This window comes from Prevotella sp. C561, assembly GCF_000224595.1.
Classification (GTDB): Bacteria; Bacteroidota; Bacteroidia; order Bacteroidales; family Bacteroidaceae; genus Prevotella; species Prevotella jejuni.
In genome coordinates this window covers 21,365-38,183 of the sequence record NZ_JH114146.1, presented here as the reverse complement: position 1 = coordinate 38,183, position 16,819 = coordinate 21,365, and the positions used below count along the sequence as shown (strand labels likewise).

General features: G+C 44.0%; 22 protein-coding genes and 1 pseudogene. 11 read left to right on the top strand and 12 right to left on the bottom strand.

The features are described from left to right. Positions 1–7 precede the first annotated feature (7 nt). The 4 genes from HMPREF0666_RS09025 (at position 8) to HMPREF0666_RS09010 (ending at position 3,553) form a co-directional block, all read left to right on the top strand. Positions 8–910 (top strand): toprim domain-containing protein, encoded by a 903-nt coding sequence (locus HMPREF0666_RS09025; protein ID WP_002560971.1) that lies wholly within the window; start codon positions 8–10, stop codon positions 908–910. Further along, a complete protein-coding gene (locus HMPREF0666_RS09020) occupies positions 907–1,410 on the top strand; it encodes a DUF3872 domain-containing protein (RefSeq protein ID WP_002560970.1) in 504 nt (167 codons plus the stop codon). Before HMPREF0666_RS09025 ends, HMPREF0666_RS09020 begins: the two co-directional genes overlap by 4 nt. After that, positions 1,407–1,934 (top strand): hypothetical protein, encoded by a 528-nt coding sequence (locus HMPREF0666_RS09015; protein ID WP_002560969.1) that lies wholly within the window; start codon positions 1,407–1,409, stop codon positions 1,932–1,934. The genes HMPREF0666_RS09020 and HMPREF0666_RS09015 overlap by 4 nt, the downstream gene beginning before the upstream one ends. A gap of 161 nt (positions 1,935–2,095) precedes the next feature. Continuing rightward, positions 2,096–3,553, top strand: coding sequence for an ATP-dependent endonuclease (locus HMPREF0666_RS09010; RefSeq protein WP_002560968.1), 1,458 nt, complete (start codon positions 2,096–2,098; stop codon positions 3,551–3,553). 64 nt (positions 3,554–3,617) lie between these two features. Here the strand turns inward: HMPREF0666_RS09010 and HMPREF0666_RS09005 are convergent, their stop codons facing one another. The 9 genes from HMPREF0666_RS09005 to HMPREF0666_RS08965 all read right to left on the bottom strand — a co-directional run bounded on the left by HMPREF0666_RS09005 (position 3,618) and on the right by HMPREF0666_RS08965 (position 7,304). Further along, complete coding sequence (locus HMPREF0666_RS09005; protein WP_004356138.1) at positions 3,618–3,839, bottom strand: hypothetical protein; 222 nt, start codon at positions 3,837–3,839, stop codon at positions 3,618–3,620. Positions 3,840–3,961: 122 nt separating this feature from the next. Continuing rightward, on the bottom strand, positions 3,962–4,270 hold the full coding sequence (locus tag HMPREF0666_RS09000; protein WP_002560966.1) for a hypothetical protein: 309 nt from the start codon (positions 4,268–4,270) through the stop codon (positions 3,962–3,964). A gap of 53 nt (positions 4,271–4,323) precedes the next feature. Beyond that, the gene (locus tag HMPREF0666_RS08995; RefSeq protein ID WP_306425397.1) at positions 4,324–4,626 is read right to left on the bottom strand and encodes a hypothetical protein; all 303 of its coding nucleotides are present in this window, start codon (positions 4,624–4,626) and stop codon (positions 4,324–4,326) included. Then, positions 4,566–4,796: a DUF3873 domain-containing protein gene (locus HMPREF0666_RS08990; RefSeq protein ID WP_002560964.1), complete on the bottom strand. Its 231-nt coding sequence runs from the start codon at positions 4,794–4,796 to the stop codon at positions 4,566–4,568. Before HMPREF0666_RS08990 ends, HMPREF0666_RS08995 begins: the two co-directional genes overlap by 61 nt. Before the next feature lie 19 nt (positions 4,797–4,815). After that, positions 4,816–5,073 (bottom strand): hypothetical protein, encoded by a 258-nt coding sequence (locus HMPREF0666_RS08985; protein ID WP_002560963.1) that lies wholly within the window; start codon positions 5,071–5,073, stop codon positions 4,816–4,818. 24 nt (positions 5,074–5,097) lie between these two features. Next, entirely contained in the window at positions 5,098–6,429 is a 1,332-nt protein-coding gene (locus tag HMPREF0666_RS08980; protein WP_002560962.1) for a PcfJ domain-containing protein, read from the bottom strand. Then, entirely contained in the window at positions 6,426–6,842 is a 417-nt protein-coding gene (locus tag HMPREF0666_RS08975) for a PcfK-like family protein (RefSeq protein WP_002560961.1), read from the bottom strand. Before HMPREF0666_RS08975 ends, HMPREF0666_RS08980 begins: the two co-directional genes overlap by 4 nt. 13 nt (positions 6,843–6,855) lie before the next feature. Next, a complete protein-coding gene (locus tag HMPREF0666_RS08970; RefSeq protein ID WP_002560960.1) occupies positions 6,856–7,077 on the bottom strand; it encodes a hypothetical protein in 222 nt (73 codons plus the stop codon). Positions 7,078–7,088: 11 nt separating this feature from the next. After that, positions 7,089–7,304 carry a hypothetical protein gene (locus HMPREF0666_RS08965; RefSeq protein ID WP_002560959.1) on the bottom strand — a complete coding sequence of 72 codons (216 nt, stop codon included), beginning with the start codon at positions 7,302–7,304 and terminating at the stop codon, positions 7,089–7,091. Positions 7,305–7,970: 666 nt separating this feature from the next. Here HMPREF0666_RS08965 and HMPREF0666_RS18675 point away from each other — a divergent pair. The 5 genes and pseudogenes from HMPREF0666_RS18675 to HMPREF0666_RS08940 all read left to right on the top strand — a co-directional run bounded on the left by HMPREF0666_RS18675 (position 7,971) and on the right by HMPREF0666_RS08940 (position 10,748). Beyond that, a pseudogene (locus HMPREF0666_RS18675) lies at positions 7,971–8,160 on the top strand (hypothetical protein). Positions 8,161–8,425: 265 nt separating this feature from the next. Further along, entirely contained in the window at positions 8,426–8,770 is a 345-nt protein-coding gene (rpsF, locus tag HMPREF0666_RS08955) for a 30S ribosomal protein S6 (protein ID WP_009012092.1), read from the top strand. Between the two features lie 4 nt (positions 8,771–8,774). Then, positions 8,775–9,044 (top strand): 30S ribosomal protein S18, encoded by a 270-nt coding sequence (rpsR, locus tag HMPREF0666_RS08950; RefSeq protein WP_004353605.1) that lies wholly within the window; start codon positions 8,775–8,777, stop codon positions 9,042–9,044. 15 nt (positions 9,045–9,059) lie between these two features. Continuing rightward, a complete protein-coding gene (rplI, locus tag HMPREF0666_RS08945; protein ID WP_009012091.1) occupies positions 9,060–9,590 on the top strand; it encodes a 50S ribosomal protein L9 in 531 nt (176 codons plus the stop codon). An 84-nt stretch (positions 9,591–9,674) separates the two neighbouring features. Next, the gene (locus HMPREF0666_RS08940) at positions 9,675–10,748 is read left to right on the top strand and encodes an AAA family ATPase (protein WP_009012090.1); all 1,074 of its coding nucleotides are present in this window, start codon (positions 9,675–9,677) and stop codon (positions 10,746–10,748) included. 115 nt (positions 10,749–10,863) lie between these two features. Here HMPREF0666_RS08940 and HMPREF0666_RS08935 read toward each other — a convergent pair whose 3' ends face one another. From HMPREF0666_RS08935 to nspC, 3 genes are all read right to left on the bottom strand, one after another. Next, positions 10,864–12,411, bottom strand: a complete 1,548-nt coding sequence (locus HMPREF0666_RS08935) for a Gfo/Idh/MocA family protein (protein WP_009012089.1) — start codon at positions 12,409–12,411, stop codon at positions 10,864–10,866. Between the two features lie 523 nt (positions 12,412–12,934). Further along, the gene (locus HMPREF0666_RS08930; RefSeq protein WP_009012087.1) at positions 12,935–13,630 is read right to left on the bottom strand and encodes a DnaJ domain-containing protein; all 696 of its coding nucleotides are present in this window, start codon (positions 13,628–13,630) and stop codon (positions 12,935–12,937) included. A gap of 60 nt (positions 13,631–13,690) precedes the next feature. Then, positions 13,691–14,857, bottom strand: coding sequence for a carboxynorspermidine decarboxylase (nspC, locus tag HMPREF0666_RS08925; protein WP_009012086.1), 1,167 nt, complete (start codon positions 14,855–14,857; stop codon positions 13,691–13,693). A 74-nt stretch (positions 14,858–14,931) separates the two neighbouring features. On the opposite strand from nspC, the gene HMPREF0666_RS08920 reads away from it, so the two are divergent. Together HMPREF0666_RS08920 and HMPREF0666_RS08915 are read left to right on the top strand one after the other, a co-directional pair. After that, entirely contained in the window at positions 14,932–15,540 is a 609-nt protein-coding gene (locus HMPREF0666_RS08920; RefSeq protein WP_042856238.1) for a thiamine-phosphate pyrophosphorylase, read from the top strand. Between the two features lie 55 nt (positions 15,541–15,595). Next, the gene (locus tag HMPREF0666_RS08915; RefSeq protein ID WP_009012084.1) at positions 15,596–16,534 is read left to right on the top strand and encodes a ribose-phosphate pyrophosphokinase; all 939 of its coding nucleotides are present in this window, start codon (positions 15,596–15,598) and stop codon (positions 16,532–16,534) included. Positions 16,535–16,819 lie beyond the last annotated feature (285 nt).

Below are 16,819 nucleotides of genomic sequence, written 5' to 3'. Positions count from 1 at the left end.
CACGGGCATGGAAAGGACGGAAATAGATGCTGTCAGAAGGATGCCGCTTACGGATTTTCTCGCACGGCTGGGGCATGAGCCTGTTAGAAGGAGCAGTAACGAGCTGTGGTATCTTGCCCCGTACAGGGGCGAGCGCACACCCTCTTTCCGTGTGAACGTGGCGAAACAGCTCTGGTACGACTTCGGTTTGGGCAAGGGCGGCGACATCTTCACGCTTGCCGGGGAGTTTCTGCAAAGCGATGACTTCATGAAGCAAGCGAAGTTCATAGCGGAAGCCGCCAATATGACGGTTGCCGGATGGGAAAAGCCCGCCTATCTCCCGAAGCCGACCGAACCCGTCTTTGAGGATGTGGAGGTCGCTCCGTTACTTCGCTCACCGTTGACGGACTATCTGGCGGAACGTGGCATACCCATCGCCATCACATCCCGTCACTGTTGCCGTCTGAACTACAGTGTGCGTGGAAAACGGTATTTTGCTGTCGGTTTCCTGAATATGGCAGGTGGATATGAAGTCCGAAGCCGATTTTTCAAGGGGTGCATCCCGCCAAAAGATGTGTCTTTGGCAAGGACGAAGGAAATCCCGGCTGACGAGTGCCTCGTGTTTGAGGGCTTCATGGACTTTCTCTCCGCTGTGACGCTTGGCGTAACCGGTAACGCTGACTGCCTTGTTCTGAACTCTGTCGCCAACGTGGAGAAGGCGGCGGAATTGCTGGACGGCTACGGGCGCATCGGATGCTTCCTTGACCGTGACGAAGCCGGACGGCGGACGCTTGACGCTCTTGCCAAACGGTATGGGGCGCGTGTCGCCGACCGTTCCTCCCTCTATGACGGTTGCAAGGACTTGAATGAGTACCTGCAACGGACAACGAAAAAACAGAAAAACAATCATCTAAAAATCGAAGAACAATGAACATACTGAACAACAGAAACAAGAGTACAAACATCTTTAAGGTGGTGGCGTTATGCCTGATAGCCGCTGTGTCATTCACCCTCGTGTCGTGCGATGACGACATGGACATCCAACAGTCCTATCCCTTCACGGTGGAGGTCATGCCCGTGCCGAACAAGGTGACAAAGGGGCAGACGGTGGAAATCCGCTGTGAACTGAAAAAGGAGGGCGACTTCGCTAACACGCTTTATACCATCCGCTATTTTCAGTTTGAGGGAGAAGGAAAGTTGAAAATGGATAACGGCATCACCTTCCTGCCCAACGACCGCTACCTGCTGGAGAACGAAAAGTTCCGCCTGTACTACACGGCGGAGGGCGAAGAGGCGCACAACTTTATTGTGGTGGTGGAGGACAACTTCGGCAACTCCTTCGAGCTGGAATTTGACTTCAACAACCGGAATGTAAAGGATGACGGTTTGACCATCGTTCCCATCGGCAACTTCAGCCCCTTGCTGAAATGATGCGTGTATTCATGGTAATGCTCTGTTCGCTTATGGCGGTCTGTTCCGTGTCCGCACGGATCAGCCGCCGAGAGGGAATGGACGGGCAGGCGGCAATCTACCGTTTGCCACTTTTCGAGAGGGCGGTGTGCTGCACGAAATATTTTGAGGGCTGGCACTCGGAAAAACACCACCCATACGTGGGTTGGGGTCACAAAATTCTGCCGGACGAAAGATATTCGGCACGAACCATGACGAAGCGGCAGGCGGACGTGCTTCTGCGGAAAGACTTGCGGAAGTTCTGCGCGATGTTCCGGCAGTTCGGGAAAGACAGCCTTTTACTCGCCACGCTTGCCTACAACGTGGGTCCATACCGGCTTTTGGGTAGCAAGACAATCCCCAAAAGCACCTTGATAAAGAAGTTGGAGGCTGGCGACAGGAACATCTACCATGAATATATTGCTTTTTGCAGTTACAAGGGAAAACGCCATGCCATGCTGCTCACACGGAGAAAGGTGGAGTTTGCGCTGCTGTATATCCCGTGATTGATGCAAAATTCGTAAAAAAAATAATTACCTCTGTTTTATAATTCAAGAGCAGGGGTAATTATGTATCACCTCAATATTACTTTAGTTGTATTATTTTATGATAACATTTTGTCATTCAGTATAAAATGCCTAATTTTGCGTCCAAAGACAGAACAATTATGAATAATAAATTAAATATAAAAATAGAACAATTAAAGAACATCAATAATATTGAGTTAAATCTACCAATAGAAACAGGACTTTATGCTATAACTGGAGCTAATGGAACAGGCAAAAGTACTATCATGACAGTCATTTCTAAGGTTGTACGTAACTCTGCATTCAATGTTTTTCAACCTCATGATTATTCATCTAATAGTAAAATCACAATATCCTATGATGGAAAAGAAAATTCTTGGACAAAAGCCAGTAGAGGATGGAGTTGTAGTTCAACTGATATAATATCTCTAAAAGGTTTTTATGAAGGTAGCATAATACATGGAATGCGTTTTATAGATGCAAATTATGATACATTACTAAAAGCTGAAAGAGTTAATAATACAATTTTAACTGATGCAGATTCGTTTGTTTCGCGCAATTTAAGTTATATTTTGCATGGAAATTATGATTTCTATACAAATCTTAAACGCATTAAAAATAGAACATTAGCACAACTTAAAGCGTTCAAAGGAATTCCATATTTCATTGAAGGAACTAATGGAATAGTTAATCAGTTTTGTATGAGTGCAGGAGAAAATATGTTGATTAGCTTATTGCATATGTTGAATGTTGTCATTGTTCGCCCTGCAAAGTCTGAAGATGTACGGCTTATATTGATAGATGAAATTGAATTAGCATTGCATCCATCTGCAATCATGAGGTTAGTTGATTTTTTGCAAAAATTGGCTACAGAGTATAATCTTGCTATATATTTTTCAAGTCATTCAATAGAATTACTTAGGAAAATAAAGCCTTCAAATATTTTTCATTTACAAAAGGAGTTGGATAATATCGCTATTGTAAATCCATGTTATCCATCATATGCAACACGAGATATTTATCAACATTCGGGATACGATTTTCTTATTTTAGTAGAGGATGTGTTGGCTAAATATATATTGGAGAATATAATTGATGAAAATGCCTTGTATAAAAGTAAATTGATTAATATTCTACCAAGTGGTGGTTGGGAGAATGTGTTAAAAATGCAAGATGATATTTGTAAGTCAAATTTAGCAGGGGTTGGAACAAAAGTATTAAGTGTTCTTGATGGTGATGTAAAACCGGATTTTGAACAACTATATAAGCAAAAGGGATTATATACTAATTTAACAATAAATTTTCTGCCAATACATAGTTTGGAAAAATACCTACATGAAAAAATTATTGTAAATAAAGATGCTGATTTTTTCAAGGAAATAGGTGACCGTTTTTTCAAAGTTAAATCACTAAAAGAAGTGGTGGATAGTTTAATCAAAAAGAATGACGACAAGGCGTTTTATAATTACCTCATTAAAAACTTAAAAGAACAAGGAATAGAAGAAAATGTATTTGTTCAAAAAGTTTGTGAAATGATATATCGAAAGGAAGATATGTCTAAACTACTAACATTCTTACAAAAAACATTTCAAAATTAAAATACTTAATGATTATTTCGGAAAAATCCGATGAAGCCGCCAACTTCATTGGATTTTCCGCTTTTCATACATTCGGGATTGTTCCCGTGTCTATCACGCCACCGTCCCTGCAATGCTCAATGCTACCGGGCGTAAACCCCATGCTCCCAATTGCGATGTGGCTAATATAGTCCGCATACTCCTGACCTTGAAAATTCCTTCCCGTAAGGTTTCTGAAAATCATCTTTATGCTTATGCCGTCGTTGCTGTGCAAGATGATTTTTCCGTTCTGTCTGATTGCTTCCATGATTAAAACTTGTTTTTGTAAATTGTATCACAGATTGGAACTTGGGCTTTTTGCTACTTTTGTGCCGCCCACTGCTCACTGACAAAAGTAGCGGGCGGCGATTTTACCGCCCGTTCCTCTTCTTAAAAGCGTGTGTAAAGTCCCGTCACCATCGTGAACATTTCCTCCAGCATATCAAAATAGATACCCTCGTGTACGGCAATGTCCTTCGTCCTGCACTCGAATGTCTTTTTGCTGAATGTCCTGCGGTAGAAGCGCATATTGTAGAGATCTGCCCCCGCATCATAGATGATGTCAAGGCGGTTGGCACTTGTCTTGTTCCTTGCAAGGCTCATCCGTAAGCCGTTGCCCATATTGATGTAATCTCGGCTACCTGTCATGGCGGTAAAGCGTTTTCCACCTATCTGCTGTAATATCGTCTGTGCTATCATATTCGTTGTTTTTAGGGTTTTAAGTGCTGGCGGTGCGGACACCGCCAACTTGTTCAAAATTCTCGCATCTCGGCAATGGGTGTCTGCCGTTGCAGCCACTCCTTCACACACTCCATATTGTACTCGCTCGTGATGACTGCCGTATGGCTGTCGGTGGCGGTGAAACGTGTGCTTTCGTAATCATCTATCCACCCTTTGAGGGTGTCCGTTCCCCACGCTTGGGCATCGTCAAAGATACCGTCCAATGCCGCGATAGGTTCGCTGAATTTGACTATCAGCGTTTGATAGGTCGTGTTCATCGGTTGCCCTCCTTTCCCTGCTTTGCGTTCAGCCACTTGTTCCTTGCGGTTCGGCACTCGTCCAATGTGGGTTTGACACAAGTGAACAGTTCTCCGTCCGTATGGCGGTAGTCGTACTGCACAAGTGTCCGCTTGCGTCTGCCGATACCCGATTGGAAACGCTCATATTTCTCCGTCCCTGCTTCCGTACAGGTGCTTACTCCGTTGATGGTCATTCGTGTTGCCATAATGTTGCTTTTTAGATGATTAAAAATGTACTGACAGAACTCTGTTCTTCATCACTATTTCGGGGTTGCTCGTGTAGCGTTGGTGCAGGTAGAAATGGTGAGAGCCGAAGCCGTAAAGGAAAAACTTGTCAAGTTCGTGCTTCTCGGCAAACTCCTTTACGCTCTTTCTTAATCCCTCCTCACTTGTTGAGAGAGTGAGGAGATTTACAAATTCAAGGAACAAGGTGGGGATTTTATCGTCCCACACACAAATCATGCTTTCGATTCTTACTTCCATATCAATGTTGTTTTAGGGTTTATGCTATGCCGCTTTCATCCGCTCACGGATAAGGTTGGCGTTCTTGTTCACAAGGTCTATGATGCGCTCGTGGTATTCGGTGTCTTGGTTGTACTTGCCGTGGCACTGCACCACCTTGAGTGTCCGCAAATCCACCTCTACGGTTTCAATTATCTCACCGCCAATCCTTGCCGAGAGTATGAGGGTGTCGGCTTTCTTGTAGTATTCACTGCCGAACACGCAGATGTTCTGTGCCTTGCCCTCGCTGTAATACTCGTCTATGCTTTCAAGTACCTTGACGATTATTTCCTCGTCAGTGATTACCAATCCGAAGAATTTGGATTTGTTGGCAATGAAATCCTCCGCATCTTTTTCCCTTTGCAGTTGCCGCTGTTGTTCACGCTCACGCCTTTCAATCTCCCAGCGGCGGCGTTGTTCGGCCCGTTCCTTCTCGTGTATGGCTTCAATCTTTCGAGTTGCGTTGTCGTGTGCCGCCATGAAATCTTCGGGGCAGATGTTCTTCGGGTTGCGGAGGTCTTGACCGAGTTTGTTGAGCATACGCAGATAGTCGCACCACATGGAGAAGTTGTCTATCCGATACTTGTGACGCTTGGCAATCAGATATGATGCCCAGCATTCATCGGCAGTACGGGCATTGAAAAGAAAGTGTTTCATGACCTCAATCTCATCGCCTTTCATAAGGGTTTCAATTCTTGGGTCTGAAAGCAAGGCTTTGAAAAGACGCACGGGGGAAATGCCGTGGAAATCGCCCTTGAAGCCGTTGCGTCTGAGTTGGGGTAATACCCTCATCTTAGGATATGCACAGCTTCTTGCCACAACATCATCGTATAGGCTGTTGTGCGGTCTTATCTCCATCGCGCTGCACAATGCCCATACATCGCAGTAATAGAATGTGAAGCCACGGAGCAACGCCATGTCCGTAACCTTACCGTCGGGTGAAATCCAACGCTGCACAACCTCGTGGCAATAGAAGTGCATCGGCTCGCCTTTCCTGCTCTCGCATCTGACCTGCGCCACACGGATTACCTGATAGCCTTTGCAGGTGGTTATCACGCTGAAATACTGCGTTTCCTTGTAGATACGTTTGCGTGTGTCCTGCACTTTGAGTTTGGCATAGCATTTGGGGCAGGTACAGCCTTCAAGGGTGTCGCACAGTACGCTGTTGCTGTACCACTCGTGACCGCAGTCGGAGCAGGTAATGTTCCCTTTCTTGGTGCGGTAGCCGATATGTTCAATACAGTGGCGGTATGCCCAATCTATTTGTGTCGCTGATATGGGGCGAAGGTTGGCTGAAAGTCTTGCCACCTTTTTCTGTATCTTGGTCTTCGGTTTCATAAGCCTAAATCAAATAATGAGGGTTGGGATTGGGTTACTTTTCTCGCTGGCGGTCTGTTGCGGTTTTGCAACTTGCGGAGTTCCTCCTCTTGGTATCTGCGAGCTGCGTTCTGACGTGCCTCCGCCTTTTCCTCTTCCGTGAGTTCCACAACATGGTTCACCACCACTTGGCAGTTCATAGGTTTGCCCACCTCTATCTCGTTTTCCTCATAGTAGTGGATGGCTTGCCCGAATATCTCTCCGTCCGTGAAGCCGCTGCAACCGCTTTTCTGCACATAGTTCAGAATGTGGGTCACGCACTCGTCTATGTTTTTGGCAGGGTTGCGGTACTTCTTCGCAAAGAGCGTATCTTCCTCCGCCCGCTGTTCCAGATACATTTGTATCGTTCTTTTGAAATGGTCTGTTCCTTTCATATCGCTGTCGTTTTTAGATTGTCTGTTTAAGTCTCTCTCTCCAATAGGTCGGCTCTACCTCGCTGAGAAGGAAGTCCATGAAGTCCCTCCGTGTGTCCTTGTTCAGTTCGTGGTACAATCTTCGGAAAGTTTCAAAATTACCGTTGATGTACGTTTCCACCATATACACGAAGATGTTGTCCACCTCGTAATATCTGCACTGCTGCGCTACCGTCTTGCTGTTTCTCTTTGCCATGTCGGTAAGGGTTAAAGGGTGAATAACCAAAGGATGAAGCCGAAGTAGGCAATGGTGGAAAGGATAGCCACGATTACACCTATCGCCACTCGGAACACTCCGTTTATAATCTCTCTGATGATGTCCCAAAGGATGCCGAACACCCCGAAGGCGGTGCGCATCATCAAGCCGCATATCGCCAACCCGATGTATTGCGCCACTTGTCTGAAATTTGCCGTTGCCGTCATATCTTCGCTGTTTTTGATTTTTTTGTTTTTTATGCGGATTCAAGAGCTGAGGGAGTTGAGTTTCAAACTATCTTATCTGCCTCTCGTTTATCCGACATTTTTTTTATGCGTCTTTCTGTCGCATCGGTCGTTTTCGTTTCGGGTGCTTGAAAAGGTAGGGATTAGGGAATGCAAGGTTTTTCGGGGAAATACTACCCGAAGGGCTGGAGATTTCCGCAGAAAACAGGAGGCTTGACCTTGCTTTCCCGTCCAATCCCGGAATTACCTTTGCGCCCTGAACGAAAATGACTGACTGATGCGGCTCACTGAAAGGCGCAAAATGGAGGTAAACGAAACCAGAGGCAGATTGGGTAGAAAAAACTTCAGGGGAAAATCCGTAAAAAAGGAATCACCAAAAGGAAAAAGACATCACCGGAAGCGTGAAAAGGGCAAACCACAACAAAGGGAGTATGATTGTTTTCCGATCCGACGGGACTTGTCCAGCCGGGTGGCAACAATCATTCTTCCCGGATTGCCCGCTGTGTGTGGCCGCTTGTTTCATTTATGGGGCAGGCTGACACTCTCTGCATTCACTTTCCGCTTCCGGCACAAAAAACAGCTAAAAAAGAAAAATCATCTGGTAGCCCGTAAAAGCACCTCTTGGCATAGACGCAAAAGAAAGGGGCATTGCTTCATCAGTCTAAACATCGTTTAGGCGTGAGGCAATGCCCTTTTCTCTGGCTATGCGGTAGTCGGCACACGTTTGTTCTAAACTCGTTTTGGGCAATGGTGTTCCGACGAACAATACCGCTTTTACGGAAAAACTAATGAATGAGGTGATAAAAAATCCGGGAGTTTATATCAAAATCTCGGATAAAATAGCTACTTTTGCATACAAAGAGTTCTTTGAAGGTTACGCGACGCGCAGAAGGATAATGCAGTAGATAACTAACTAAATCGTAACCTATTACTATCAAGAGCAATTAACCTACGCTCATTTTCAATAAATTACACTCTTTTCGTAACTTCGTTTCGCAAAAGTACTAAAAATATTTGGTCATTTGTATAAAAAGCTGTACTTTTGCACCGCATTTTGCGTAGGCAGGTGTAAATTAATTCACAATTTTATAAATTAAAGTAGTATGAATCAATACGAAACCGTTTTCATTTTGACTCCCGTTTTGTCTGACGAACAGATGAAGGAAACGGTCGCTAAATTCAAGAAACTGCTCACCGACAATGGTGCTGAGATCTTGAACGAGGAGGCTTGGGGGCTCAAGAAGTTGGCTTACAACATTCAGAAGAAGTCATCAGGCTTCTATGCTTTGTTGGAGTTCAACGCAGATCCATCAGTTATCAACACTCTCGAGACCGGCTTCCGTCGTGACGAGAAGGTTATTCGTTACATTACCGTTAAGCAAGACAAGTATTCTGCAGCATACGCAGAGAAGCGTCGTGCTAAATGGGCAGCTAAAAAGGAGGCTTAAGAACATGGCAGAGCAGAAATCAGAAATCCGTTATTTGACCGCTCCTTCTATCGATACAAAGAAGAAGAAGTATTGCCGTTTCAAGAAGAGCGGTATTAAGTACATCGATTATAAGGATGGCGAGTTCTTGAAGAAGTTCCTCAATGAGCAGGGAAAGATTCTTCCTCGTCGTATTACAGGTACTTCTCTGAAGTATCAGCGTCGTGTGGCACAGGCTGTAAAGCGTGCTCGCCAGATTGCGCTTCTTCCTTATGTAACCGATTTGATGAAGTAAAAAGGAGGTCAATAGATGGAGATTATATTGAAAGAAGATATTATCGGTCTTGGATACAAGAACGATATCGTTAATGTAAAGAACGGCTATGGCCGTAACTACCTTATCCCAACTGGTAAGGGTGTCATCGCTTCTCCTTCTGCTAAGAAGCAGTTGGCTGAGAACTTGAAGCAGCAGGCTTCTAAGCTTGCAGCACTCAAGGCTGAGGCAGAGAAGAAGGCAGCTCAGTTGGAGGGAGTAGAGCTTGTTATCGCAACTAAGGTGTCTGCTACTGGCGTAACTTACGGTTCAGTGAATGCAGCTACTGTTGTTGAGGAACTCGCTAAGCGTGGTATTGAAATCGATCGTAAGATTGTTACAATGCGCGACATGAAGAAGGTTGGTACTTCTGAGGCTACTGTACACTTCCATAAGGAGGTTGAGGTGAAGGTTCCTGTAACTGTTGTTGCCGAGAATCAGCCAGCACCTGCTGTTGAGGAAGCTCCTGCAGAGCAGCCAGCAGAGGCTCCTGTAGCAGCTGAGGAGGAGACTCCAGCAGCTGAGTAATCCTAATGGCATTTTGCACTGTAAAGCAGTAATGTTAGATAATAATCCCTTTCACTTTCGAGTGGAGGGGATTTTTTAGTCATTATGAAACGAATTGTACTCACTGGCGGACCGTGCGCCGGAAAAACAACGGCCCTTGTCAAGATTATTGAACATTTCTCAAGTCTTGGTTATAAGGTGTTTATCATTCCTGAAGTACCAACGCTTTTCTCTCAAGCGGGTATGGATTATCTTACTAAAAATGCTGCTTTCTTCTATGAAGGAGAGAAGGCAACGTTGGAGATACAGCTTGCCTTGGAGGATAAGTTTACGCTTATGGCGAAGACAATAGACAAACCTACGATCATTGTTTGCGACCGTGGTACGATGGATATATCTGCTTATATGAAGCCGGAGATGTGGAAAGAGATAACAGCTGGGGTCGGAACAACATCTGAAAAACTCCGTGCTCGTTACGATGCAGTGCTCCATCTTGTTAGTGCAGCCGATGGTGCTGAGCAGTTCTATACCACTGCTAATAATGCAGAACGCAAGGAGGGACTTGAACTGGCACGTGAACTTGATAAGAAGGTCATTCAGGCTTGGTCGGAACATCCGCACTTGCGGGTTATTAACAACCACGAGAATTTCGATACGAAGATTAATCGTGTACTGCAAGATATCTCTAATGTGTTAGAAATTCCGCAACAGGTTGTTGAAGAACGAAAGTATATTGTTCGATTGACGGGTGTCATCCCTGATGCTATCGAGAGTGATATCACACAGACCTATCTCACTTCAGAGCCTTGTAGTGAGGTTCGCTTGCGTCGTCGAACACTGAATGGTGTGTCTATCAATGTACGTACAACGAAGAAGACGTTGCCTAATAATGAGCAAGTTGTTACTGAACGTCAGATTGATAATAACCTTTATGAATCATTGATGCGCCAAGCTGATCCTTATCGTCAGTCTATTCATAAGATACGTAAGACCTTTATTTGGCGTGGTCAGTTCTTTGAGCTTGATACTTATCTTGCTCCTTGTTCTCATCTTCAGATATTGGAAACAAAGGGAATAGCAGACCATGAAGATGTTAATTTCCCTCCTTTTATTGAAGTAGTGGAGGACATCACGGGTAAGACGGAGTATTATAACTATAACTTAGCATTAAAGAAATAAGACTATAAGTAGGTGGATATCAAAGGATATCTTACTTGACTTGAAACATAAAGTAAATGCCGTAACACTCATTAAGCGTTACGGCATTTATATGTTTGGCCTTTATTTGTATTCGTTACTTCTTCTTTGCAGCCTTATCAGCCTTCTCCCAGTATTTCTTTCCAGCCTCCTTTAGTTTGGTTGTGAAAGCCATTGCGTCTGCAGCAGCTTGCGTTTCGTCAGCTTCTGAGGCGTATGCATGATGGAACCCCTTAACCTTATTCCATTGACCACGTGTGAAGTCAGGTACCTCAACAGGAAGGTTACCATTGTCCATAGAGATAGAACCTAATTCAGCTAAGCAGCACCACTCTGCTAAATCATAAACATCGATATCTAATGGAAGACCATTCTGCAGGCAATAAACTAATCGTGAGTCCATGATAAAGTCCATTCCACCATGTCCACCAACCTCTTTTGCTTGCTTTTCATACTTTGCAACGATAGGACTCTCATATTTCTTTATCAACGCCTCAGTGTCGGCCTTTGAGAGATAAGAGTGTCCAGAGAGGTTGTCAGAAGAAGGAGTAATACCAGAACTCTTCAATTCGTCGGCTGATAAAGCATATCCTTCGAAAGGATACTTATTAGCAAATCCCTTTGTACCAGTGAGCTGATACATACGATTATAAGGTTGTGGCGTCATTACGTTATGGTGTATTTCGATGACTTTCCCGTTCTCCGTGCTGATAAGGGTGGTTGTTTGATCACCGTTACGGAACTCATTACAAGGCTCACCTGTCATCTTCTCCACTTGTTTCTTACCATTGACCGACTTGGTATCCATAGCTACCAAGGTCTTCATCTTGTCTCCTCTGTGGATATTCAACACCTGAGCAATAGGGCCTAAGCCGTGAGTAGCATAGATGTCACCACGGAACTTCTGATTATAATCAAGTCGCCAGCCAAGTTTGTCTTGTGCATCTTTCTTCCAATAAGCATCCCAGAACTTGGATAACTCATGGCGATAAGCACCTTGAACATAAAGAACTTCACCAAAGACATTCTTCTGTGCCATGTTTAATGAGTTCAATTCGAAGAAATCATAACAGCAGTTCTCAAGCATCATACAGTGTAGACGCTTCTTCTCTGATAGGTTAATAAGCTCCCAAATCTCGTGGAGATTCATTGCTGCTGGCACTTCTACGGCAACATGTTTACCGTTATTCATAGCCTCTTTGGCTACGAGGAAATGGTGTTTCCAGTCTGGTGCAATATATACAAGGTCGATGTCCTTGCGCTTACACAAGGCCTTATATCCATCCTCACCAGAATAGATGTCGGCAGCTGGCATGCTTGCTTTGCGTAGATACTCCTGACATCTTTCTGCTCTGTCACGCTCGTAGTCGCATAACGCCATTACTTGTATGCCCGGAATATGAGTCCAACGTTCTACAGCGTCGTGCCCACGCATTCCTAAACCTACGAATGCTACGCGTACAACCTTTATCTTAGGTGTAGCCAAGTTGAGCGCACTCTCCTGTCCTGCAGGCCGTTCTGGTACTTCTGTTACAGCTTTTCCATTGATGACTTTGTATGGCCAATTGAATTGAGCCGATACCGTTGAGGGTAAGAGTAAGCTGCCAAGAATGAATGCTGCAGCTAATGTTCTTTTAATACTCATGTTGTTTTTAGTTATTTATTTATTGGTATATTCGAATTCAGTTCTCGAATGATTCGGTAGGCAAAGTTACTAAAAAATATTTGAACAAAGGAGGTTAAGCGTTCTAATTTTCCCTTTTCAATGGTGGTGAAAACCAATGATTCAAACAGTTTGGTTGGTTAATAATCACATTGACAAGCTACGATAATGATTTATAAGTTCGTGAAAGAAATTATTTTTCTTCATGAAAATAAATATTTCTTGTCGTGAAGATAAATATTTCTGTTCATGAAAATAATTCGAAGATGAGAGTTCTCTGTCCTTCAATTCGGGCAGATTTAGAAGCTTAACAGCCAAGTACACTACCTTACTAAGCGTCTAATTGGATCCCACAAAACGATGAAAGATAACCCACAATACGATGAAAGAGATGTCATTAAACAATGAAAGGGAAGTTATTGAACGATGAAAGAGATGTTGATAAACAATAAAAGGGACCCCTATCAACATAGAAATCCCTTATTGTAATGTTTTTCTTCAACCTTTATCCTTCACGTCTCATCTGTTCAATCAGTTCTTTCTGACGGTCTGTCAGATGGTCTGGAAGTTTCACATTGTAGGTGATGATAAGGTCGCCGAAGGTGCCATCGCCACGGTCGTAACCCTTGCCGCGCAGACGCACCTTGGTCCCGCCTTGTGTAAGAGGCTTTACCTTCAGTTTCAGTTTCTGTCCTCCTGACAATTGGATGATAACCTCACCACCCAATAAAGCGGTGTAAAGGTCGATACCAACAGTAGCCTCCATTTGTCCTGTAGGACGTTGGCTTTGTGCTCTACCAGTGTTGAAACCTGATGAGCGACGGCGTCCTCCGCCTCCGAAGAGGTCTTGGAAGAAGCTACTAAAGCCACCACCTCCATTTCCAAAGCTACTGAAATCGAATCCACCAAATGGGTTTCCTCCACCTTGTGAACCTTGAGCACCACCGAATCCACCAGCGTTCTCGTAGGCTTCAGCATTACGCCATTGTTCGCCATACTTGTCATACTTCGCTCGCTTCTCAGGGTCGCCAATGACCTCAAAAGCCTCACTCAAAGCCTGAAATTTAGCCTTAGCCTTAGGGTCATTAGGGTGTAAGTCTGGATGAAACTGTTTCGCTCTCTTTCTATATGCTGCTCGAACATCCTTTTGTGGGATGTTTCGATCAACGCCAAGTATCTTATAATAATCTATAAATGCCATAATATATCCTCCTAAATAATGTCTTATAACTTTATTGTATATAAGGCAAAAAGCGTGCCATTAGTCCATTCTGTCACGGTAATCTTCGTAAGTATAATCGCGCAGAACCTCCAGTTCGTTGTCTGTATGGAGTAAAGCAATGGCAGGATGACTAATACCATTAAACATCGTTGTCTTGACTGTTGTATAGTGAAGCATATCTTCAAAGATGATGTTCTCGCCCACTTGCAGTGCATGGTCAAAGGTCCACGATCCCATCCAGTCACCACTTAGACAGCTGTTAGCTCCCAGTCGGTAGGTTGTTTCACCCTTTGCTGTGCCATCCTCGTCAGCAAGTGTAGCATTGCGGACGGCTGGGTGGTATGGCATCTCAAGACAATCGGGCATGTGGCAAGAGAAGCTAACGTTAAGGATAGCGGTTTTGATATTGTTATCTTCAACTATATCGACTACTTGTGTAACCAGTGGACCAGTCTGCCAAGCAAAGGCACTACCAGGCTCGAGGATGACTTTAATCCATGGGTATCGTTTTCTAAAGCCTTTCAGAAGATGTATTAGTAGTTTGACATCATAGTCTTTGCGAGTCATAAGGTGTCCACCACCAAAGTTAATCCACTTAATTTGTGGGAACCAGTTGGCGAATTTCTCCTCGATATGAGCCAATGTACGCTCGAAGACATCGCTACCACTCTCACAATGACAGTGAACATGGAGCCCATCTACGTCCTCTGGGAGTGTTTCCGGGAGTTTGTCGGATGATATACCAAACCGAGTACCCGGTGCACAAGGGTTATAAATCAACGTCTCAACCTCAGAGTATTCTGGATTAACACGTAAACCAAAACTTAGTTTACTGTTTACCATCTTCGCACGAACGTGATAACGCTCGTATTGAGTGATTGAGTTGAAGACAAGATGCGATGAACAACGAGCGATATCGTCAATTTCATAGTCGGTATAGCCCGGAGAGAAGGTATGTGTAGGTGCTCCAAACTCTTCAAAACCTAATCGAGCTTCAAAGAGAGAAGAGGCCGTTGTGGCCTTGATATACTCACGAAAGATAGGGAACGTACGCCATAGTGCGTATGCCTTAAAAGCAAGAATAATCTCAACATCAGCCTCTTTAGCCACGTGAGCGATTGTTTCTAAGTTCTTTCTAAGTCTTGCCTCCTCCAGCACATACATCGGGCGGGAGAGTTCAGCGTATGTTAATGGATTTATTTTCATGCTGCAAATATAAGGAAAAATTTGCAGTTATGGGAAATAATCTCTACCTTTGCAATACAAAACAGAGTAAAAGCATGAAACTGGTCATCATGACTAAGTCCACGTTCTTTGTGGAAGAAGATAAGATTATAAGTTTGCTTTTCGAGGAAGGACTTGATAGTCTTCATATCTCGAAGGCAGATAATTCCCCACTTTATTGGGAACGTCTTCTTTCTCTTTTGCCTTCTGAATATCATAGAAAAGTCACAGTTCACCAGCATTTTGACATGAAGAATGAGTTTTCTTTAGGTGGTATCCATCTTGATGACTCATCTGTAGCTGTGCCACGGGGGTATCGCGGCACTTTAAGTAGGACTTGTGATGACGTGATGCAACTGAAGGCTATAACAAAGCAGTCTGACTACGTCTTTCTGAAGAACATCCATCAACCTCGTGAGCAGTCGTCACATGACGAGCATGTTCTTTCCGACCTTGAGTTAGACGAGGCATATAGACAGGGCCTATTGGGGCGACGTGTCTATGCAATGGGAGGTGTGACGATAGATGATCTACCCATTTTACGTGAGCTTGACTTTGGTGGTGTGGTGATAAGGAACGACCTTTGGGACAAGATCTGTATCCATAATGAACAGGACTTCAAGCCCATCATAGATTATTTCCGTAAACTACGTGCCCTCTGTTAGTGGTTACAAGACTTATAAGAGATTTCTACGTTATCAATATAAACAACTAAAAGAAATGAGTGAAAATAACTCTTTTTTGGTATTCTCAGGTACAAAGACGAGATACCTTGCTGAGAAGATCTGCGCCAGCCTTGGCTGTCCGCTTGGCAACTTGGTGATGACCCGTTTCTCTGACGGGGAATTTGTCGTTTCCTACGAGCAGAGTATTCGCGGTAAGGATGTCTTCCTTGTGCAAAGTACTTTCCCTAACTCCGACAACCTCATGGAGCTTCTTTTGATGATAGATGCGGCAAAGCGTGCTTCTGCTCGTCATATCATCGCTGTCATGCCTTACTTTGGTTGGGCACGTCAGGACCGTAAGGACAAGCCACGTGTCAGTATTGGTGCAAAGTTAGTAGCAGACTTATTGAGTGTTGCTGGTATCGATCGTCTGATTACAATGGACTTACATGCAGATCAGATTCAGGGTTTCTTCAATGTTCCTGTCGACCATCTCTATGCCAGTGGTGTGCTGCTTCCTTATGTTCAGGGCCTTCACTTGAAGGATCTTGTTATCGCAAGTCCTGACGTAGGTGGCTCAAAGCGTGCTAACACATACGCTAAGTATCTTGGTTGTCCGCTCGTTCTCTGTAATAAGACACGTGCACGTGCTAATGTCGTAGACACAATTCAGATTATTGGTGATGTGAAAGACAAGAATGTAATCATTGTTGATGACATGGTTGATACGGCCGGTACGATTACTAAGGCAGCTGATGTTATGAAGGAGGCTGGTGCAAAGAGTGTTCGTGCTATTGCTTCTCACTGTGTGATGAGTGGTCCTGCTACTGAGCGTGTAGAGGCTTCTTCTTTGGAGGAGATGGTCTTTACAGATTCTATCCCATACACTGCTCGTTGCTCAAAGGTTAAGCAGATCTCTGTAGCCGACATGTTTGCTGAGACAATTCAGCGTGTGTTGAACAATGAGAGTATCTCAAGTCAGTACCTTATATAATAAGGTGTAAGGTAGGACATAACCCTTTCTTTAAAGGATATATTATAGATGTTGGAATACACTGAGCGTGTGTTCCAACATTTTTTATGCTCGTCTATATGCTATTGTAAGTGTCTATAGCGTTGCCTTTATCGTCGACAATCGATCAACTTACATTTTCTTTATTCACAGGACACAGTTTTATGTTTTAATCTTGATATATATCAAAAAACGCAGAAGGCGATGAATAAAAACCTAAAAAAGTTTTGTTGTGTACGCAAACAGTCGTACCTTTGCATCGTCAAA